At 61.8% G+C, this 20,568-nt stretch carries 14 protein-coding genes; 11 read left to right on the forward strand and 3 right to left on the reverse strand.

Features of this window, described 5'->3' with window-relative positions; all coding sequences use genetic code 11:
* Nucleotides 1-20: 20 nt before the first annotated feature.
* From tssK to NR193_RS06870, 8 genes are read left to right on the forward strand one after another with little or no spacing between them, the layout of a single operon-like run.
* A complete protein-coding gene (gene tssK, locus NR193_RS06835; protein ID WP_091583643.1) occupies nt 21-1,355 on the forward strand; it encodes a type VI secretion system baseplate subunit TssK in 1,335 nt (444 codons plus the stop codon).
* Between the two features lie 4 nt (nt 1,356-1,359).
* A complete protein-coding gene (icmH, locus tag NR193_RS06840) occupies nt 1,360-2,682 on the forward strand; it encodes a type IVB secretion system protein IcmH/DotU (RefSeq protein ID WP_256750109.1) in 1,323 nt (440 codons plus the stop codon).
* Nucleotide 2,683: 1 nt separating this feature from the next.
* Nucleotides 2,684-6,220, forward strand: a complete 3,537-nt coding sequence (gene tssM, locus NR193_RS06845; RefSeq protein WP_256750110.1) for a type VI secretion system membrane subunit TssM — start codon at nt 2,684-2,686, stop codon at nt 6,218-6,220.
* Nucleotides 6,217-6,744 carry a type VI secretion system-associated protein TagF gene (gene tagF, locus NR193_RS06850; protein WP_256750111.1) on the forward strand — a complete coding sequence of 176 codons (528 nt, stop codon included), beginning with the start codon at nt 6,217-6,219 and terminating at the stop codon, nt 6,742-6,744. The genes tssM (NR193_RS06845) and tagF overlap by 4 nt, the downstream gene beginning before the upstream one ends.
* Nucleotides 6,744-7,856, forward strand: coding sequence for a DUF2169 domain-containing protein (locus NR193_RS06855; RefSeq protein ID WP_256750112.1), 1,113 nt, complete (start codon nt 6,744-6,746; stop codon nt 7,854-7,856). Before tagF ends, NR193_RS06855 begins: the two co-directional genes overlap by 1 nt.
* Entirely contained in the window at nt 7,853-8,869 is a 1,017-nt protein-coding gene (locus NR193_RS06860; RefSeq protein WP_256750113.1) for a 3-oxoacyl-ACP synthase, read from the forward strand. The genes NR193_RS06855 and NR193_RS06860 overlap by 4 nt, the downstream gene beginning before the upstream one ends.
* Nucleotides 8,869-9,906 (forward strand): DUF4150 domain-containing protein, encoded by a 1,038-nt coding sequence (locus tag NR193_RS06865; RefSeq protein ID WP_256750293.1) that lies wholly within the window; start codon nt 8,869-8,871, stop codon nt 9,904-9,906. Before NR193_RS06860 ends, NR193_RS06865 begins: the two co-directional genes overlap by 1 nt.
* A gap of 1 nt (nt 9,907) precedes the next feature.
* A complete protein-coding gene (locus tag NR193_RS06870; RefSeq protein ID WP_256750114.1) occupies nt 9,908-10,597 on the forward strand; it encodes a hypothetical protein in 690 nt (229 codons plus the stop codon).
* A gap of 41 nt (nt 10,598-10,638) precedes the next feature.
* Here NR193_RS06870 and NR193_RS06875 read toward each other — a convergent pair whose 3' ends face one another.
* From NR193_RS06875 to tssI, 3 genes are read right to left on the reverse strand one after another with little or no spacing between them, the layout of a single operon-like run.
* Nucleotides 10,639-10,992: a hypothetical protein gene (locus NR193_RS06875; RefSeq protein WP_256750115.1), complete on the reverse strand. Its 354-nt coding sequence runs from the start codon at nt 10,990-10,992 to the stop codon at nt 10,639-10,641.
* A complete protein-coding gene (locus tag NR193_RS06880; RefSeq protein WP_256750116.1) occupies nt 10,992-11,417 on the reverse strand; it encodes a DUF6484 domain-containing protein in 426 nt (141 codons plus the stop codon). Before NR193_RS06880 ends, NR193_RS06875 begins: the two co-directional genes overlap by 1 nt.
* A gap of 7 nt (nt 11,418-11,424) precedes the next feature.
* Nucleotides 11,425-13,752 (reverse strand): type VI secretion system tip protein TssI/VgrG, encoded by a 2,328-nt coding sequence (gene tssI / locus NR193_RS06885; protein ID WP_256750117.1) that lies wholly within the window; start codon nt 13,750-13,752, stop codon nt 11,425-11,427.
* A gap of 262 nt (nt 13,753-14,014) precedes the next feature.
* Between tssI and tagH the strand changes: the two genes are divergently transcribed.
* From tagH to tssM (NR193_RS06900), 3 genes are all read left to right on the forward strand, one after another.
* A complete protein-coding gene (gene tagH / locus NR193_RS06890; RefSeq protein ID WP_256750118.1) occupies nt 14,015-15,070 on the forward strand; it encodes a type VI secretion system-associated FHA domain protein TagH in 1,056 nt (351 codons plus the stop codon).
* A gap of 297 nt (nt 15,071-15,367) precedes the next feature.
* On the forward strand, nt 15,368-16,882 hold the full coding sequence (tssL, locus tag NR193_RS06895) for a type VI secretion system protein TssL, long form (RefSeq protein ID WP_256750119.1): 1,515 nt from the start codon (nt 15,368-15,370) through the stop codon (nt 16,880-16,882).
* Between the two features lie 22 nt (nt 16,883-16,904).
* On the forward strand, nt 16,905-20,462 hold the full coding sequence (tssM, locus tag NR193_RS06900) for a type VI secretion system membrane subunit TssM (protein ID WP_256750120.1): 3,558 nt from the start codon (nt 16,905-16,907) through the stop codon (nt 20,460-20,462).
* Nucleotides 20,463-20,568 lie beyond the last annotated feature (106 nt).

Genomic DNA, 20,568 nt, shown 5'->3' on the forward strand with positions numbered 1-20,568 from the left:
TCAATGCAGAGAGTAGCGGCATGAGCGATGCAAACAGGGTGCTGTGGTCCGAGGGTCTTTTCCTGCGGACCCAGCATTTCCAGCAGCAGGATCGTTTCTTCGAGGCGACGGTGCGCGGCGCGTTGCAGGCCGGGCAACTGCACACGTTCGGCTTCCAACAGCTGACGCTGGACCAGGCGTTGCTCGAGGCCGGCCAGATCTCGATCCTGTCCGCACGGGGCATCTTCCCGGACGGCACACCGTTCTCCATCCCGGACATGATGGACGCGCCGCGGCCGCTGCCGGTCACCCCTGACACGGGCGCCGGACCGGTGCTGGTCGCCTTGCCACTGGAGCCTCCCGGCGGTGTCGGCTTCGATCCGGCACACGCGGCCCCCTCGGGAGCACGATATCATGGGCGGATCGTCTCGGTGCGTGACGCCGTCCAGGGTGGTTCGGACCCTGAAGAAATCGAGATCGCCCGTCCGCAGGCTCTGCTGCTGGCGCCCGGCAAATCGGTCGGTGGCTACACAGCCTTGCCGATAGCCGACCTCAAGGGGGTTCGAGCCGATGGCGGCGTCTCTTTGGACGAGACCTTCCTGCCGCCGACACTGGTTACCGGCGCGGTGGCCTGGTATCGGCAGTTGCTCCTTGAAGTCGTCACGGGCCTCGACCAGATCGCCGAGGCGCATGGCAAGATGGTCATGGGCGGACCGGGGCGCAGCGTCGAAGATCTGCTGATGCTCAATCTCGCCAATGCGGCGCGTCCACGGCTGGCCCACATGCTGGCGCAGGATGTCTTCCATCCCGCCGAGCTTTACCTGGAACTTGCCGGGCTCGCCGGTTCGATGGCGACCTACGGATCGAGTGCGCGGCGGCTGGGCGAGTTGCCCGCCTACGATCACATGGCGCCTGGCCCCGCCTATTCGGCGCTGGCGGATGCGCTGCGCTCGCTCATCCTCAGCCTGCGTTACATCGAGCCGAAATCGCGTGCGTTGCCTGTCATGCGGCATTCGACCAATGTCTGGAAAATCCGCATCGACAACCCGAAGCTGCTGGTGGCCAGCCGGATCGTCATCCGGGTCGGTTCGGAACTGTCGGAGGACGCGCTGCGCAAGATATTCGTCAATCAGGCGACCGTCGGATCGGCCGACCAGTTCGAGGGCCTGTGGAAATCGCGTCTGCCCGGTATTCCGCTGAAACCGCTTCATTCCCAGCCGCGCGAGATCCCTTACGATGGCGATCGGCTTTGCCTCGAGTTGGACCAGAAAAGCGAGCACTGGGCGTCGCTGCTCGATGCCCCCGGCTTCGTCATCGGCGTTTCGGGTGTCTTGCCAAGCGAGCCGCAAGTGGACTGCTATTCGGTGAACAGGTGAGATCATGAGCCGCGATGATCCTTTCGGACTGTCGGAGGATCGCGAACGCACCCGCATACGGTTGACCGGCGCGCCGATGCCGCGACCGATGGCGCCGCTCTTGCCGGGCGCGGCGGTAAAGCGGTCTCGTACCCACCCGAACGCGCTTGTCAACGCGTTCGCGCCCTTGCTCGAGTTCGCGCCCGAGCTTGAAAGCGCGCTGCCGCCGGAGAATCCGGAAGCGTTGCGTACCCGATTGCTCGAAGAACTGGTCCGGGCACGCGACACGGCAATGTCGGCGGGGTCCTCGATGGAGCGGGCCGACCAGGCAGCCTGGGCGGTGGCGGCGTTGCTCGACGATCTGGCTCTGAACACGCCATGGGGCGGGGCCAGCGCCTGGCCGCGGCAGCCGCTTGTCGTCATGCTGCGCGGCGATGTCGATGCCGGCACGCAGTTCTTCACGCGCCTCGACGAATTGGAGCGCCATCCCAACCGCGATCGCGAATTGCTGGAACTGCAGTATGCTTGCATGGCGCTCGGCTTTCGCGGCAAATATCGCGTGCCCGGCCGGTCAGGCGACCGCTCGCTCAATGCCGTGCGCGTGGCGGCGGCGCGCTTCCTGCGCGACGCCGACGCCGAAGGCGCGCCACTGTCGCCGAACTGGAAGGGCGTGATCGCATCCGACGAGCCGCAGCGCTTCATCGTTCCGATCTGGGTCATGGCGCTCGGTGCGGCGGTTGTCGCCACCGCAATCCATATCGGGCTCTCGATGGGACTGAGCAGCCAGGCGGTCGAGCTTTCCGCGCTCGTTCGCGCGTTGCCGCCGCCCGCACGCGGCGACATCAGTCGTGCGTCGCCCAAGGTCGATGCCCCGCCACCGGAGAAAGTGGATTTTGCGCTGTTGCCCGAATTTCAGGCCGGGGCGCCGGCCGACCTCAAATCCGCCCTCAGCGGCACCGAGAGCGTTTCGCTGGCCAAGCTGATCATCCAGGCCTCCAACCCCGAACTGTTCCAGTCGTCGCGGCCACAACTAACCGAAGGCTTCGAGCCCCTGATCGGTTCGATCGCCAAGGTGATCCTCGCCAATCAGGAGCTGATCGGGAACATCACGGTGATCGGTCATACGGACAGCGTTCCCCTGCAAAAGACCAATCCGCTGTCGACCAACCAGCGACTGTCCGAGGCTCGCGCCCAGACGATTGCCGACATGCTGGTCCAGAACGGAGTGCCGCAAGACCGCGTCCATTCCGAGGGCCGAGCGGCCACCGATCCAGTGGCCGACGACAGCACGCGCGAGGGCCGGGCCTTGAACCGCCGCGTCGAGGTGCTCGTCGAAAAGAGGCTTTGACATGTTCATCCTGCGCTTCCTCTGGGCGGTTCTGACATCGCGCTGGCTCTGGACGCTGATCGGCATCACGCTGCTTTCCCTGGTCATCTGGGTGTTCGGTCCGATCGTCAGGGTCGGTCCCTACGAACCGTTCGCCTCTGAAAATGTGCGCATCGTCATCATCGCGCTGCTGGTCATCTTCTGGCTGATCTGGCTGATCGTCGCCCAGCGCCGGGCGATCCGCGCCAACCGCATGTTCGTCGCCGAGATCGCGGCACCCGTGGCGGAAAAGCCGCTCAGCCCCGGCGAAGAGAACGTCGCCGCCGTGGGTGCCAAGTTCGCCGAGGTGATGGCCGAACTGAAGCGACGCAAGCTGGGCGGACGCAAGTTCCTGCGCGAGATGCCTTGGTATGTGATCGTCGGGCCGCCGGCCACCGGCAAGACCACGGCCTTGCGGCAGTCCGGACTGAATTTTCCGATCGACCTCACCGACGACCTGCAGGGGGTCGGCGGCACGCGCAACTGCGACTGGTTCTTTTCCGAAAACGCGGTTCTGATCGACACCGCCGGCCGCTATGTGCAGCAGGAGAGCCAGCCCGACGTGGACGCCGCGGAATGGCTGGGCTTCCTCGACCTTTTGAAGAAACACCGGGGCCGCCGCGCCCTCAATGGTGTGATCGTCGCGCTTTCGATCGACGTGCTCTCGGAGGGGGACGAGGCCATCAAGGCGCACGGCCGCAAGATCCGCCGCCGGCTGGCCGAGCTCAACGACCGGCTCGAAATCCGCCTTCCGGTCTATCTGATGCTGACCAAGGCCGATCTGATCAAGGGTTTCGAGGCTTTCTTCGGCGGCCTGTCCACCGCCTCGCGCGAACAGGTATGGGGAACCACCTTCGCGCTGGATGCGCGCGTGGATGCCAAGACCATCGAACGAGAGATTTCGGCGCTGGCGACGGAACTGGAACGACGGCTGGTGCCGCGCCTGGAGGACGAGGACAAGCTCGCCGCCCGTGCCGAGATCTTCAGGTTTCCCGCCCAACTGTCCAGCCTGTCCGAACCGATCCAGGTGCTGGTCGAGGCGATGTTCGGCGAAAGCCGGTATGAAGAGGCCGCCTGGCTGCGCGGCCTCTATCTGACATCGGCGACGCAAGAAGGGGCGCCCATCGACCGGCTGACCGCGGCGCTGTCGTCGTCCTTCGGCCTTCCGCCACGGCGGGCCCTGCCCGCGCCAAGGGTCGAGAAACGCAGCTTCTTCCTGAAGAACCTGCTCACCGAGGTCATCTTCAGGGAAGCCGGCCTCGGCACGTTCGACCCGCTGGCGCAACGCCGCCGCGCCTGGATCTGGCGCGGCGCCGCCGCCGCGTGCGCGGCGGCGGCCTTGCTGGCCGGCGGGCTGTTCACCTGGTCCTATTTCGACAACCGCAACGCGATCACGGCCCAGGCAGGCCAGTTCGAAGCGCTGCAAACGCCGCTGACATCCGTGGCCGCAAACCCGGCATCGGTGGAGCAGCCCGCCATCGACAGCGCTCTCGAAGCCATGGACGCGGTGGCAAATGCGCGGACAACACCGCCGGGCGCTGCCCAGGATCTGCTGGGCCCATCGGCCTCGGCGGAACTGGTGCGGGCGCAGACCGACACATACGACCACGCCTTGCGCAACGTGCTCGAGCCACGCATGGTCGCACTGCTCGAGGCGACCATGTGGCGGCAGATCCGCGATCCGGATTTCATGCTCGGGGCACTGAAGACCTATCGCATGATGACAGGTCTGTCGCAGATGGATCCCGATTTCGCAGAGAACTGGTGGGTGAACAGTCTGCCCGAATTCGCGGCCGCGGCACCATTTCCGACCGCCGATGCCGAAGAACATCAGCTTGCCGCCATCCGCCGGATGGCGGTCGACGAGAGCTATATCGCGCCCGACCAGGCGTTGGTCGCCGAAGCGCTGAAAACGGTGTGCACGATCTCGTTGCCGGCGCGGGCCTACAAGCAGTTGCTGGCCGATCCGGCGGTGGCCGAGCTCAAGGAGTGGATCCCGGCCAATTTCGCCGGCCCCAATGGCGGCAAGGTGTTTGCGCGGCGTTCCGACAAGACACTTCGCGTCGGCATTGCCGGAGCATTCACCTATTCCGGCTTCCACGACGCCATTCTCGACCGCATCGACGATGTCGCCGCCCAGGCGGCACTCGATCGTGCGGTTTTTGCCGGCGGCTGCTCGGAAAACTCCGAGACCTCGGTCTCGGCGCTGTCGGAGGATATCCTGAAGCTCTACTATGACGACTATATCGCGCAATGGGACAGCTTCCTGCGTGACATGCGGCTCGCGCCATTGACCGATCTCAATGTCGCCAGCGAAAATCTGAAGGATCTCTCGAGTGCCGATTCAGCGCTGAAGCGGCTGCTGACGGCGGTCGTCCAGGAGACCGAACTGACGCGCTCCGACGAGGCGCCCGCCGACGACAAGGCGGCGGCCAAGGGCGCTTCCAAACTGCTCGGCAAGCTGGGCAAGCTCGGCAAGCTGGCGACAAGCGGCGCGAAGCTGCTTCCCCGCGCCGGATCCGCAACCGAGGTGGACCTGACCGGCAATCTGGTGGCCGAACACTTCAAACCGCTCAAGAGCACCATTGCCGAGGTCGACGGCCAGCCGCCGGCACTCGATGCCGCCGTTGTCGCGCTGACCGCGCTTTCGAACGTGCTGCAGACGGTCACCGCCAACCCCAATCCGCAGGATGCCATCAAGAAGCAGGGCGGCCTTGCCGAACTGACGGGAGCGGTAGCCAGGCAGGCACAGATCCTGCCCGACCCCATCAACGCCTGGCTGGGTGGGATTGCCGGCGACACCAGCAATTTGACCCAGAAAGCGGTCACTTCGGAGCTCAACGCCATCTGGCGGGCCGACATACTGCCTTTCTGCCAGGCAGCGCTGAACGACCGCTATCCATTCAGCGCCGAGAGCGCGGTGGACGTCAACGTGCGTGATTTCGCCAGGCTGTTCGGGCCGGCTGGGCTGATCGACGGTTTCATCAATGACCACCTGATCAACTATGTCGACACGACCAGCCAGCCATGGAAATGGCGCGCCGATTTCGGCCTCGATCCTTCGGCGCTGGCGGCGTTCGAACAGGCCAGGCATATCCGCGACGATCTCTTTCCCGGCGGTACAGGGCCGGTGATGAGCTTCACGCTCGAACCGAAGGACCTGTCTCCCAACGTCACGCGGGTGACGCTCAACCTCGATGGCCAGACCCTCGTCTACTACAACAACGCGACGCGGCCACAGCCGATGACCTGGCCCGGCAAGGACGGCACCGGGGTCATCTCGCTCGCCTTCCAGCCGATCGATGGATCGCCCGAAATCATGCTCAACGAGACCGGCAGCTGGGCATGGCTGAGGATGCTGCGCAGCGGCCGCTTCGCCGGCACGTCGCTGTCCGATGTCTACAGCCTGCGCCTGGGGACGAAAGGCATGTACGCCGATTTCGAACTCAAGGCCGCCAGCGTCGAGAACCCCTACAATTTGCAGATGTTCAAGAAATTCTCATGTCCGCCCCAAATATGACCTTGCCCGGCTTTTATGGCAAAATGCCCGCCACCGGCGATTTCGTGACGCGGCGGCTGTCGGGCGACTTTGTCCGCGGCTGGGACCGCTGGCTGGCGCAGCATCTCGTCCCGCTGTTCGGCTCGGAATTTTGGCCAAGCACAACCGCGCTGCGCTTTCTGGCTGGCCCGGCTTCCTTCGGCGCATCGGCAGGCATCATCTTGCAGAGCGCCGACAGGGTTGGCCGGAAGTTCCCTTTGAGCGTCGTTGCGCAGCTTTCCGAAGCCTCCATTCTGCTGGCCGACGCCGAGGCGTGGTTTTCCAGCATCGAAGAGGCGGCCATCGCGGCCCAGAACGGCGAGCTGACGCCCGACGAACTGGATGCCGCGCTGGCCGGACTGCCTGTGCCGCCCGTGGAGCCGGGCGAAGAGGTCATCAGCGACATGGTGATGTGGACCGCCCGTTTGGACATTTTCGACATCGATCCGCAATCGCCGCAAGCGACGCTGGAGCAGATCTTAGCCGCCAGTTGGGAGACCAGCTGATGCAGATCTGGAACCAGATGGGGTATCCGCACCAATTCACCGTTGCCATGGACAAGGCCGGCCATGAATGGATTGTCGTGGTCGTCAAAGGCACGTTCGACTTCCCCGCCAAGCCGGGCGGACTGGTGCAAAAATCGGCTGAGCAGGTGCCGCTGGTTTTTGCCGACACACAAACCGGCGTGCCTGGCTACTCGGCCACGCTGTGGGAGACAGACTTCGCCTTCCGCAAACCGCGCTGCGACGTGATCGCCAATGGCTGCGCCTACGCGCCGGGCGGGCGCCCGGCCGAGCGCGTGCCGGTCGGCATCAAGGTTGGCAATTGGTCGAAGCTGTTCGAGGTCGTCGGCCACCGCGAATGGCGCTCCATCGGCCCGGTTTTCACCGCCACATCGCCGCAACCCTTCCTGAAACTGCCCATCTCCTATGACGTCGCCTGGGGTGGCGTCGACAGGCTGGATCCGGAAGACAAGCTCCCCGCCAGCTACAAATACAACCCGGTCGGAACCGGCTGGTCGCGCACCAGGAACCAGCGCCTTGTCCCCGGCCTGCGGCTGCCGAACACCCAGGCAGTCGGCGAGGAGATCCGCTCGCCATTCGGCGACTACAAGCCGATGAGTTTCGGGCCGATGGGCCGCGGTTGGCCGGGCCGGATCGAATATGGCGGCACCTATGACGACAATTGGACCAAGAACATCTTTCCGTTCCTGCCGCCGGACTTCGACGAACGCTATTTCCAGTCGGCGCCGTTCGACCAGCAGATCGACCTGCCAAGAGGTGGCGAGGAAGTACAACTCGTGAACCTGACGCCTGAGGGAAGGGTAAGTTTTCGTTTACCGGGCACCGCGCTCGCGGTACGACTTTTCAAGGGCCCGGAGACGGCGTTCGACGGTTCTGTAATGCCCGACACGATACTGCTGGAGCCGGAGAAGCGTCGATTTTCACTGGTGTGGCGCGTTTCGCAACGAATCCATCGAACGATCCTGGATTTTACGGAGTGCTGGGTGGGGCCACCGACGGACCCGATGATGCACGCGCGCTCTTACGGTCGTACCTACTACCCGGAAGGCGGTTTCGAAAGCACCGCTCCGCCAGAAATCGCGCAACCAATATGACCGCCATCGTCTCCATCGGGATGGTCACGGCCGTGGGGCTCGATGCGCCGTCCGCCTGCGCATCGATGCGCGGAGCAGTCGATGGGTTTCAAGAAACGCGCTATGTGGCCCCGAATGGAGATTGGCTTGTCGGCGCGCCTATCCCGCTGCTTGCCGACGTCGTTGGACAGGAGCGATTGGCACGATTTGCTGCAGGCGCAATCGTCGAATGTCTTGCTGCCCGGAAAGCCATCGTCGACGGACATAATGTCCCGGTCCTTCTGTGCTTGCCGGAAACACAGCGCGTTGGCCGGCCCATGAGTTCCGATGCCAGTTTCCTGCATCGGGTGCTTGAGATTGCGGAACTTGAGCACCACCCTAGATCAGCTGTCATCGCGCATGGCCGCCCGTCCGGTCTTGTAGCGCTCGCCACCGCAGACAGGTTGTTGGCGTCCCACGCCGCCGATCACGTTATCATTGCTGGTGTAGACAGCTATTTGACCGCGCAAACCGTGGATCACCATTTACGGCACGAACGCCTTTTGACGCGCGATAACCCAAGAGGTTTCATACCTGGCGAAGCCTCAGCTTCGTTGCTTTGCGGCCGATCAGGAGGCGATGTTCGGTTGGACGGCGTTGGCTTGGCGCGGGAAGCTGCCTTCATTAATAATCCTGAAGATCTGCCCTTGCGCGCCAACGGGATGACTGAAGCCTACACACAGGCTCTCGGGGCGGCCGGGATTGATATGGCAAGGCTTGGCTACCGGATTTCCGATCTCATCGGCGAGCCCTACTGGTTCAAGCAAACTGCTTTGGCGAGCATTCGCCTTGTCCGCGGACGGCACGAATTTCAAGACCTCTGGTCACCGGCCGAGTGTCTTGGAAACATTGGGGCGGCGGTCGTACCAACCATGATCGGAATGGCCTGGACAGCCCGGCGGAAGGGATATGCTGCCGGTGATACTGTTTTGATAGAGGCTTCCAATGACGATGGTGCCTGCGGAGCGGCTATCTTTTCAAGAACGGGCGTATGATGGGCACAGTATTTGCAAATGGCCTGGAGATTGTTTGCAAGGCGCAAGGCAACAAAGTTATTGCCGATTTTCCGGACGTATGCTTCACACCACCGGAAAACCCGGCAACGCCGCCGGGCGTGCCGGTACCCTACCCTTCGTTTGGCTTCGACACCGATACAACCAGTGGAACCGGGTCGGTCACAATCGGCGGCACCACTGTCAGCCAGAAAAACAAGTCCTATTACAGCAAGACCAGTGGAACCGAAGCGGGTTGCGCCGCCAAGAAAAATGTCATCACCTCTGTGAATACGGGTAAATCCTACAGCCATGCCTGGTCGACAAATGTCAAGGCAGAAGGTAACCCTGTCTGCCGCTTTAGCGACATCCATAGCGACGACCACGCGTCGCCAACACCTGGAGCGCCGCCCATCCCGATAGTCGGGCAGCCGGGAGCCGGCGGCGGCAGCACCCCATGCGCGCACACGCCCCATGCGGTTGAAAAGCCCGACGATCGCGACCAGCAGATCGCCAATTGGAACGCAGCGAAGAAGAAGGCCCAGGAGGATCAGGCCGCAGCGCAACAGGAAACCGCCAAACTTGACGCCGAGTTGAAAGTCAAGCCCAAGCTGCGAAAGAGCGGGATGACCAATACGCAGATTGCTCAAGCCAAGAAGAAGGCCGATGCAGCGCTGAGCCATGCCCAATCCGATGAACGTATAGCGGACGGTAAGCTAAGGGGACTGAACAATGAAAAGAAGGTGTCGGACGATGAGGGGGGAACCAAGAGCTACTCAATCAGATGCAGCAAATGCAACGAAGAGCTGCAAGAGCTTGATATTGTAACCAAAGACGGTCGAGCCAAGGAAGTAAAATCAAGCAGCGCCGGCTTCGACAATGACAAATTCGAAGCCAAGAAAAAATTTGTGGAGACTGATCAACTGCTTGCTCCCCATGTCGGGCCGGGCGCCATATGCAAGGTGGCCATTGTCGGCATGCCTTCCGCCCAGGTTGTAGCCGACCACCCACAACTGGCCGGCAGAACGCAGGATCACTGATATGGACGAATTTGCCATGACGACGATAGGATTTATTCCATCGAAGATATCGTGGGGCGTATTTTACAGGAAGGTTGAGGCTTTCTTCGCCACGACAAGGCGCGACTATTATCGAATCTCGCACGTCGTCAGCGTGCTGGAGGTGGATAAATTTCGCATCGTACGTTCCCTCCCGCAGGAGACTGGGGAGGCGCTCATGGCAAGGAGCCCCGAAAGGCAGTTCTGGCGCCGCGTCAATGTGGATATCAATCTCCTCGCGACGCCGATCACGACAAGCTTCCTCTTTTTCGAAGGAGCGAAGGAATCATGGATTGAGGTTCGATTTCCAAGCAAGGCCTATGTCAAGATCACGGGGATCGGCCAGCCCGGCGGTCAGTTCGACCATGAGGCGAAAGCCGCACTCGTCAGCCTGATTCTGCAACTGGCCGGGGCGTTTCAAAGTCTCGGATTCGGTTACAAACATGTCGCCGAGACCGAATTGATGCAGCCCCCCGCAGTGGATGCCTTGCGAACCTATGTCGAAAAGAGCGATCGATGGACGGGCGCCAAGCTCGACCTGCTGATAGCCGGACTGCACTCTTCGCTGGTTCGGGCCGAAGACTTCGAATTCGACCCTGACGATCCGCCGATGAATTACGCCAAGGACGGCTACTATCTGTTCGATAGCCTTTGGCCGAGTAGATATGAGTGACTCGTGTTTGCCGGCCTGATCGGTCGCATGCAGACCAGCAACTATGCGGAAGCAGCCTGCGGCAGATGTCGCCCCAGATAGTGGCGGACTGCAGAGAGGTCGAGATCTCTTACCCGTATGCTGCCAACGCCGGGCTGCAGCATTCGTACGACAAAAAGCTCACCCGCCTCCGGAAACTCGCCGTATCGTTCCTCGGCAATTTCTCGGCCGGCAACACCAGCAATCCGCAGCGCGTCCAGATGGGCTTCGAGCCTCTCGACCAGCCGCGTCAGGCGCTCATCATCCATTTCGGGATTCTCGTGCGGATTGAGCATGTGACGGTCATAAATCAGCCACATCAGGGCTGCCAACTCCGCGTGCCGGCGGACAATTTCGTAAAGGACCGGCGCGGGCATTAATTCAAGTTCACCGAAGCGCCGCGAATGTTGTTGTCGACACTCGCGTGGCTAACTATGTGCGTACCGCGAATTGTAATGCGACCATCCTTTTCCATTATGATGGTCGCTTTGCCGCAGCGCAATTCAATCCGCTGGTGTGCTCGCACACGCACCCCCTCGCCGTCACTCACTATTTGAGCACCATGCCGTGTGTGCGTTGGATCGACAATGCGTCCGACGATCAATGGCTGTGTGACGTCGCCTCCTTCAAACAACAGCGCGACCTCGGAGCCAATCATGTCGGAGCTCAACTCCGCAAGACTGCGCGCCGTCAGAGCGGCTTCCTGCGGATTGCCGGGGAAAACGACCAGAGGGCCGTCTTCACCAAATCCCAGAAAGACGCCTATTACGACACCCTCGATGCGTTCCGCCGTCGTCGTCATTTCATCCTCAGTTCTGCTTGATCTGCGAGCCCTTCATGGTGATGTCGCTCGAAGCTTTCACATCTATCTTCCCAGACCCCTTCATTGTCAGGTCCTTGCCCTCGATTACAATAGTGCCATCCTTCTTCATGGTGATCGATGCGGAACCACAAGAAAGTATGAGTTCATCGCCGGCGTCGATCGCAATCTTCTTTGCAGCCGTCAGGGTGCTATTTTTATCTGTCTTAACCGCGCTATCCCCCGTAATTTTCAGCATGTGATCGCCACCAATTTCGGTCGCGTCATCTTTTGCAATCTTGGCTGTTCTAGCGCCATCGATCTCCGTGCTTTGGTCGTCCGCGATCTTTACGGTCTGGCCGGCTCCGACAGTGACGGTTTGCGCCGCACCGATATTCCAGCTGTCATCCGCCCCAATATCGTGGCTTTGCGCCACGCCGACTGTGACCGAACGCGACGCCCCAATTGTGTTTGTCTGCGGCCCGCCAACGCTTCGTGTCTCGGACGCCCCGACCGTATCGATACGAGCCGCGCCAACAGTCACCGTCTGGACAATCCCCACCGTCTGCGAGTGGTTGGAGCCGATCGTCTCCGTCGAGTTCGAGCCAATACTGATCGTCTCATTTGAGCCCACCGTCAGCGAGCGATTGGCGCCCACCGTCTCGGTATCGTTCGAACCGATATTCGTGGTCTGGTCGACGCCGACCTTGACCGTCTTGTTGTTGCCGACGTCCTCGTCGAGGTTGTGGCCGACGGAATGCTTGGCGTCGTGGTCGATGCGGTCCGACTGGTCGTGCTGCACAAGCTTGGTGCGGTCGTGCTTGATCAGAAGGTTGTGGTCCTTCTGCGCCTGGAAATTGACCAGTTCGGAGCCCGCCTTGTCCTCGAACATCAGTTCGTTATAGCCACCGCCGCCCTTTGAAGAATTGGATTTCCAGCCCGATTGCGTTGCGTTCCCCGGCAAGCCGTAGGGCGGCATCTGCGAGGCGTTGTAGACCCTGCCGGTGATGATCGGCAGATCGGGGTCGCCTTCGATGAAGTCGACGATCACCTCCTGGCCGATGCGCGGTATCTGGATGAAGCCCCAGCCGCTGCCGGCCCAGGTCTGTGAGACACGGACGAAGCAGGAACTGTTTTCGTTCTTCTTGCCCAGGCGGTCCCAGTGGAACTGCACCTTCACCCGGGCATATTTGTCGGTGAATATCTCCTCGCCTGAAGGGCCGACCACCGTCGCCGTCTGCGGTCCGCGCATGATCGGCCGCGTCGTGATCCGCGGAGGGCGATAGGGCAAGGTCGTCGGTGCGACACCCAGCACGACCTTGAAATTCTCGCTGTGGGCTTCGTTCTGGGTCCTGTAGCCCGGATCGAACAATCTGTATTCGGCGCTGATCACCAGATACTCCTGGTTCTGGTCATCGCGCGGAAAGCTTTCCAGCTTGAAGGTACAGCCGGAATGGAGACCGCGCACGGTTCCGACGGCCGTGCTGCGCTGGTGCACCGCCTGGAGTTCCTCGCGCCGGATACCGGCAAGGGTGTCGCCGCGCCCCACATCAAGATGCGCCCCGGGCTGGCGATAATTCTCGCCGGAGGCTTCCTTGTGGCTGAACGGCTGGGCCGACTTCGCCATCAGATCGGCACCCGGCTTCTGGAAATCATAGTCGGTGTGGGCATAAGCCCCGGGCCGCACCGAACTGCCCGGGATCCATTCGGTGATGTATTCGACGTCGCGCCGCGAGCCGTGTCCCTCGAAATTATAAGGCACCTTCTCGTAGCCCGGCGCCGGCTTCAGCTTGCTCATCGCGTCGCAGAGCACGAGCGTGTGCTTGCCCTCGTCGTGCTCGAAGAAATAGAAGATGCCTTCGTGCTCGAGCAGGCGCTGCACGAAATCCAGATCGCTCTCGTCGTACTGCACGCAGTATTCGCGCGAGGGGTACGACCCTTGCAGCCGCTTCTCGAATTTCGCCGTACCGTATTTCGAGAAGATCTTTTCGACGATCTCGACAGCGGTCATGTTCTGAAAGATCCGGCAATCGGTCGCATTGCCGAGAAACCAGAGCCACGGCCTGACGACCGCTTCGTAGTAGGCCAACCGGTCCTCGATGCGGGTCAGCCGAAACTCGGACACGAGGCCGCTGAACCACCGCTTCGGATCGGATTCACCTTCGACCGAAACCATACCCCCCAGCATCTTCAGCGGATCGATGTCGGAGTTGGGGCTGACGAACCCGACCGTATAGGCAAAGCAACGGCTGATCTCGTCGCGCCCGACAAGATGCGTGAAGGTCAACAGCTCACCGCCAACCGGTGTCTGCACAACCGTGGCACGTTCGTTCGGCATGGGTCGTGCCCCTCCTGGACGCGGCCGCCAACGTGGTGGATTTGAAGTTCCCGCTATATTAACAAGATCACGCTCAGGAACTTTTCGGATCCGCCACACCAGGCCATGTTGAGCCTACCACATGTTTTCCTGCCGACCAAAGAGGACGGGCAGCGACAGAACATTGCCCCGTCGATGGGTCGGCTTGAAACGCGTCTGTCCTGTTGCACGCGCAAGCTGCTAGAATGACGCAGTATCAACCGGCGTTCGACGGCGATCTTGGATGTACCTCAGTCTGCAAATCAACAATATCGACTCCGTGCCGGCAGGCTTCCCGACCGGCTACGCGGCGCGTGATCGCGGCTTCGAAATCGGTCGCGAGGCTTGTGACTGGACCTTGCCGGACCCGGACAAGTTTATCTCCGGCCGGCACTGCGAGGTTCGATACGAGGCAGGCGCATTTTGGTTGAACGATGTTTCGCGCAACGGAACCTACATCAACGGATCGAGCCAGCGCATGACCGGTCCCCATCGGCTGGGTCACGGAGACCGAGTGCTGATCGGCCGCTATGTCATCTTCGTATCGATTGACGACGAGCGGGCCGCGACAGGTCACCCAAGCCACGGTTCGACACAAAGAGAAATGCCGGCCGCGACAGGCCGGCCGCTCGAATTCGCCGACGAGCCGTTCTTCGCTCCGGCAGGGCAACGGTCCGGGCAGCGCGTTCCAGCGTCGACCTTCCCGTCGCAACCCGCGCCTCTCCCCTCGACCAGAGACGAAGTGCTGCGGGAGATCGCGATCGGAGCCGGCATTTCGCCGGAATTGCTTCAATCGCGCGACCCGCATGAAGCCGCTGCCGAAATCGGCGCGGTCCTGCGGACAGTGGTCGAGGAACTGGCCTTGCTGCTGAAAGCACGCGCGGCCGCGAAGATGTTGGCCAAGAGCACGCAACGAACGATGATCAGCTCCGCGGACAACAATCCCCTGAAGTTCGTTCCAGGAACCGACGACATCCTCGAAATCATGTTCGCCCGCCGCAGGACCGGCTATCTCGATGCCAGGCGCAGTATCGAAGATGCATTCCGCGATCTCAAGACGCACGAATTCGCCACCTATGCGGCCATGCAAGCCGCGCTATCGCGACTGCTTGACGACCTGTCACCCGAGGCGATCGGAAGGAAACTCCCGCCTACGTCGTTTACGTCGAAGAAGAGCCAGGCCTGGGATGCCTATGTCGCGACATGGCGGACCATGGAGGAGGCGCACGAAAACGGCATGCTGGACATATTCCTGGCCTATTTCAGCGAGGCCTACGCCAAAGCCGACAAGCAAAAATAGGCGACCCAAGCAAGGCATGCACATCAGTCGGCGAAGAAAAGTCTTCTCGACGCCGGCATCCGGTTCCAATCGACAATTTCTGAGATTACGATCACATACGACAGTTCGCCAAGCGGGTAAGGCTCATTGACCTGGGGGTCTGCGGCAAATGTCATGTTACGGCGGGAAAGCGTTTTCTGGCCAACCTTCCTCCGGAAACTGCCACGGTCGGCAGGGCCTGTTCCTTCACCCGACCACACACCGTTTTGCGCCTGTCTCGCCCAACCGCGGGCACACTGCCCGCACGGATGATCGGCGATGAGTTCGAAGGACGATCCCTTCGGTCCGGCGGGCAAGACCGTCATTCGCGCAAATCCACGGCGCGAACGAAAATCGACGCCAGCTCCTCAGCTTCCTGTCGCGGACCGGGGCCAACCCTCTCAGCTCAAGGATTCGACGGTGTTCGATCCCGGTGTCGGGCGGCATACACCGCCGGGCTGGACATCCGGAACCGTGATCTATCAAGCAGCACCTTCCGCCGCGGCTGCAGTGGGCGGCGCTTCCGTGGCGGCGCCCGCCACAGCCCTGCGGCAGGAGACGCTGCTCAGCGCCACGGACAGCGTCAGATACTCCGCGGCAAACCCGATCCTTGCCGCGGCCGCACCGTTGCTGATGCTGTTGGGCCAACTCAGGCTTGTCTCGGTGGAGAGACAAGCGGAGCCATTGGCGGAACATGTCGCAGAAGCGATTGATAAGTTCGACCGAACGATGGAGAAAACCGGCGTCGCGGAAGAAGATGCGCGGATTGCAAAATTTGCCCTCTGCGAAACCGCCGACGATCTCATCGGCAACCTGCCTTGGCCACAAAAAGACGACTGGGCGCGGCACAGCATGCTGTCGCAGTTCTTTCACATCGAGCCCAGCGGCACAGGCTTCTTCGAAGCGCTGAACAAGGTACTGGCCAACCCGGAGGCGCACTACGATCTGCTCGAACTGATGCATGCCTGTCTGTCGCTGGGTTTCGAAGGCCAATACCGGGGCGTGACGCGCGAAGACACCAATCTCGAACGCGTTCGACGCGACGTCTACGAGACGCTTCGCTATTTCAGGGCGCGTGCCGACGAGGACATCTCGCCGCATTGGCAGGGCCTGGCGGCGACGATGGCGCAGTCGTCGGCTCGCCTGCCACTCTGGGTCGTTGCAGCGGCGGCGTCGGCGCTGCTGACAGCGGCGTTCTTCACCTTGCGGGTCTTCATCACCAATGAAGGCGACGCCGCCGCCGGTGAATTGCTGGCACTCAACCCATCGACGCCAGTCGCCATCGAGCGCGCCAGCGTGGCGCCGTTGGCCGAGCCGGTGAAAGCCCCCCCACCTGCCGCCACTACCACGCAGATCGATCGCATCCGCTCGGCACTGGCCAAGGATGTCGAAGGCGGTGGGCTGACCATCGGCACCAAGGGCGGCTTCATCGTGGTGGAAATCAACAACCTCCTGCTGTTCCAGTCCGGCAAGGCCGAGGCGAAGCCGGAATTCCAGCCCATTGCCGCCGATATCGCCGCGGCCCTGGAACCCGAGCGCGGACCAATCAGGATCGTCGGCCATACGGACAATGTGAAGCCGCGAAAATCGAGCCCATTCAAGTCCAACTTCGATCTTTCCGTTGCCAGGGCGAAGGCTGTCGAAGCGTTGATGGCACCGAAATTCAGCGATCCCTCGCGACTGACGGTCGATGGCAAGGGCGAGGACGAACCGATCGCCGACAATGCGACGCCAGAGGGCCGCACCAAGAACCGCCGTGTCGATGTGATGATCGCCAGGGAGGAAACATTGTGAGCACGGCCCTTTGGGAGCGCCCATGACGCGTTGGCCGCTGCGGATATTCAGCGTGACCGCGCTGGCCGGTTTCGCGTCGGCAGTGTGGTTTGCAGGACCGTTGGTTCGCTTTGCCGACACCCGGCCTCTCGGACCTGTCTGGCTGCGCGCGACAATCATTGGCGTGATCGTGGCGATGCTGGCGCTCTTCTACGGGCTGCGTTTCTGGCAAGCGAGAAAGGCGCAAAAAGAGCTCGAAACTGTCGTTGCACACAACGACGACCGGGATGATGACTCGCGGGTGCTCGAAGCCCGCATGAACGAGGCCGTGGCGGCGCTCAAGCGGTCGAGCGGCAGGCGCAACTTCCTCTACGATATCCCCTGGTACATCGTCATCGGCCCGCCAGGCGCAGGCAAGACAACGGCACTGGTCAATTCGGGTCTGAATTTTCCGCTGGCCGGTTCGGGGGACGCCCAACCTGTGGCGGGCGTTGGCGGAACACGCTCCTGCGACTGGTGGTTTACCGACGAGGCCGTGCTGATCGACACCGCCGGACGCTACACGACGCAGGATTCCAATGCTGCGAGCGACAAGAAAAGCTGGCTCGCCTTCCTGTCGCTGCTCAAGAAATACCGCACCCGCCAACCGATAAACGGCGTCATCCTGGCCATCAGCCTCGCCGATCTCATCAGCCTCGACGATCAGCAGCTTGACGCCCACGTCGTCGAGATACGCAGTCGCCTGCGGGAAATCCACGAGACGTTGAAAATCCAGTTTCCGGTGTATCTGCTTTTCACCAAGGCCGATCTCCTTTCCGGGTTCATGGATTATTTCGGTGGTTTCGACGAACCACGCCGGCGCAAGGTCTGGGGGGCGACATTCCAGACCGCGGACCGCACCAAGAACATGGCCGCCGAGGCCCCTGCCGAATTCGATGCGCTGGCAAGACGCCTGGTGGAGGAGATGCCTGACCGCCTTCAGGAAGAGGCTGATCCGGTCGCGCGTATATCCGTCTTTGGCTTTCCGGCGCAGTTTGGCGCGCTGAAGGGCCGAATTACGAATTTTATCGCCAGCCTGTTCGATCCGGCCCGCAGCCAGGTGAATGTCAGCCTGCGTGGACTCTATTTCTCGTCAGGGACGCAAGAGGGAACGCCAATCGATCAGGTGTTGGGCGCGATCGGCCGCAGCTTCGGAAGCAATTCCCGCGCCCACCTTTCCGGAACCGGCAAGAGCTTCTTTTTGCACGATCTGTTGACGGGCGTCATCTTTGCTGAATCCGGATGGGTTTCGTACGACAAATCCGCTGCAAGGCGTGCGGCGATCGCCAGATTTGGCGGGCTTTGCGCCATAGCATTGATCGCCGCGGCGGCGCTGGGCACCCTGGCGCTGAGCTTCACCGCCAACAGGTCGTTGATCGCCTCCACCACGCAGGCCATGAGCCAGTATCGCGAGACGGCGGACGCGCTACTCAAAAGCACGGAGGTCACCGATGTCGACCTCGAAAACGTCATTGGCCCGCTCGACCAGTTGCGCGATCTGCCGACCGGGTTCGAGACCAGCGACATGCCGACGCCGATCGAGGAGACGTTCGGCCTCAGTCAGCGGGAGAGACTTCTTTCGGCATCCAAGACGGCCTATCGGCAAGCGCTGGAACGAATGTTCCGATCGCGCCTGCTGATCCAGGCCGAGCGGACGATCCAGGCCAGGATGGCTGATCCCGTCGCGCTCTACGAACCATTGAAAATCTATCTGATGCTTGGCGGCAAGGCGCCGAAAGTCGACGACGCGTTGATCGTTTCCTGGATGAAGCAGGATTGGGAGCAGAACCGGTATCCAGGCGAGAACAACCGTGAGGGACGCGAGCAACTCGAAAAGCACCTGCGCGCCATGCTTGCCTTGGACGACGCCTATGATCCGGTTTTCGAACTCAACCAGCCGCTCGTCGAAGCCGCTCAACGCTCGCTCGGGCGCATGAGCCTCGCGGACCGCGCCTCCGCATTGATCAAGTCCGCGGTATACGCGGCAGCGCTGGACGATTTTTCTGTTTCGATGAAAGGCGGCCCGGAGGCGCAGCTGCTGTTCGAGCGTGTCGATGGCGGCGATCTGTCAGGCCTTCGTGTTCCCGGCATCTACACCTATACCGGCTTCAACCACTTCTATCTCGGGCAACTCTCGCGCATTGCGCAGACGCTCGTCGACGACCAGTGGGTGCTTGGCGGCGGCGGCGAGCAAGGCGGCATCGATCAGGAGCTGCTCAAGCTCGGCCCCGAACTTCTCGATCGCTATGGGAAGGAGTTCGCAACGGCATGGAACGGCGTTCTCGACCAGCTGAAATTCAAGGCGATGCTGACGGACAAGCCGCACTACATCGCGCTTTCCGCCGCCGCCTCGCCAACCTCGCCGATCGAACAGCTGTTCACGGCGATCGCCAACGAGACGGCTTTGACGCGAGACCCTGCTTCCGGCACCGGGGCGGAAGCCGGCGCGGGTCAAAGCCAATCACAGGACGCCGCGGACATGGCCAGAGGTCTGGCTCGTATCGGCATTCAAATTGCCACTGGAAAATCGCAAAGCCGAGCCGGAACAGGGTCCGCAAACTCACAGAACCAGAATCCCGGGGCCAACATCGAAGCGCAGTTCAGGTCGTTCCAGGCTCTGGTGAACGGTCCTGCCGGGCACCGTCCGATCGATGCCTTGACCCAGAATTTCCGCGACATCTACCAGAGCCTGCAGCTGGCGACCGACGTGCCTTCGCAGACGGAACGCGTCAACGCAAATCTGCAGCTCCAGATAGCCACCCTTCGCGCCAACGTCTCGCGCCTGCCCAAGCAACTGGCCAGAATGGTCAATGCGACGGCGGACGAGTTTGAAGGCAACGTCGCCGAGACTTCGGTGGCGAATTTGAACCAGATGCTCGACCAGACGGTCACGGCTCCCTGCGAGGCGGCGGTCAACGGACGTTATCCTTTCACCGGCAATGGCACGGAGGACATTGCGATGGCGGATTTCGCGAAATTGTTCGCTCCAGGCGGGCTGATGGACCGGTTTTTCGCACAAAATCTCGCATCGCTGATCGACATGACCGGCCAGGACTGGAGCTGGAAACAGGATGCGCGCTTCGGGCGCGACTTGTCGAAATCGACCTTGAAAGACTTCCAGCTGGCCGCGGAAATCCGCAACGCCTTCTTTCCATCGGGCGGTTCGGTGCCCTCGGTCAACCTCACATTCACACCGTTCTCACTGCATGGCGATGCCGACGCGGCGGTGCTCGATGTCGATGGTCAGACCGTCCAGAGCAACCAGGCGGGCAACGCGCCAAGCACCGTGACGTGGCCGAGCGGCACGGCCTCGGGGTCCGCCAGTCTGAGCTTGACGCCGGAGATGCCAGGCCGCGAATCCACCATCAAGTTCGAAGGGCCGTGGGCGCTGAAGCGGCTGCTCGACAAGGCGACCATTACCGGCAGCGACAGCGACAGCGATGTCACCGCGCGCTTCCTGATCGGCGGACGCGACGTTACCTATACGATCCAGACCGGTTCCGGTCCCAGCCCGTTCTTCCTCCCGGCGCTTTCCGGCTTCAGCTGTCCCAAGGCATTTTGAGATGACTTTCCAGCTTTTCCGTTTGGTGTGGCTATCCGCAGGCCCCAGGCGCCCAGACCCTGATTTCGATACTCTAATGTTCGAGCCTGTGGCAAAGTGGCTCGAG

The organism is Mesorhizobium sp. Mes31, assembly GCF_024519675.1.
GTDB lineage: Bacteria > Pseudomonadota > Alphaproteobacteria > Rhizobiales > Rhizobiaceae > Mesorhizobium.

Bases quoted from the DNA above. Each gene is read 5' to 3' on its own strand.
- icmH (WP_256750109.1), top strand. From the start codon at position 1,360: ATGAGCCGCGATGATCCTTTCGGACTGTCGGAGGATCGCGAACGCACC.
- tssM (WP_256750110.1), top strand. From the start codon at position 2,684: ATGTTCATCCTGCGCTTCCTCTGGGCGGTTCTGACATCGCGCTGGCTC.
- tssK (WP_091583643.1), top strand. From the start codon at position 21: ATGAGCGATGCAAACAGGGTGCTGTGGTCCGAGGGTCTTTTCCTGCGG.
- tagF (WP_256750111.1), top strand. From the start codon at position 6,217: ATGACCTTGCCCGGCTTTTATGGCAAAATGCCCGCCACCGGCGATTTC.
- NR193_RS06870 (WP_256750114.1), top strand. From the start codon at position 9,908: ATGGACGAATTTGCCATGACGACGATAGGATTTATTCCATCGAAGATA.
- NR193_RS06855 (WP_256750112.1), top strand. From the start codon at position 6,744: ATGCAGATCTGGAACCAGATGGGGTATCCGCACCAATTCACCGTTGCC.
- NR193_RS06860 (WP_256750113.1), top strand. From the start codon at position 7,853: ATGACCGCCATCGTCTCCATCGGGATGGTCACGGCCGTGGGGCTCGAT.
- NR193_RS06880 (WP_256750116.1), bottom strand. From the start codon at position 11,417: ATGACGACGACGGCGGAACGCATCGAGGGTGTCGTAATAGGCGTCTTT.
- tssL (WP_256750119.1), top strand. From the start codon at position 15,368: ATGAGTTCGAAGGACGATCCCTTCGGTCCGGCGGGCAAGACCGTCATT.
- tssI (WP_256750117.1), bottom strand. From the start codon at position 13,752: ATGCCGAACGAACGTGCCACGGTTGTGCAGACACCGGTTGGCGGTGAG.
- NR193_RS06875 (WP_256750115.1), bottom strand. From the start codon at position 10,992: ATGCCCGCGCCGGTCCTTTACGAAATTGTCCGCCGGCACGCGGAGTTG.
- tagH (WP_256750118.1), top strand. From the start codon at position 14,015: ATGTACCTCAGTCTGCAAATCAACAATATCGACTCCGTGCCGGCAGGC.
- NR193_RS06865 (WP_256750293.1), top strand. From the start codon at position 8,869: ATGGGCACAGTATTTGCAAATGGCCTGGAGATTGTTTGCAAGGCGCAA.
- tssM (WP_256750120.1), top strand. From the start codon at position 16,905: ATGACGCGTTGGCCGCTGCGGATATTCAGCGTGACCGCGCTGGCCGGT.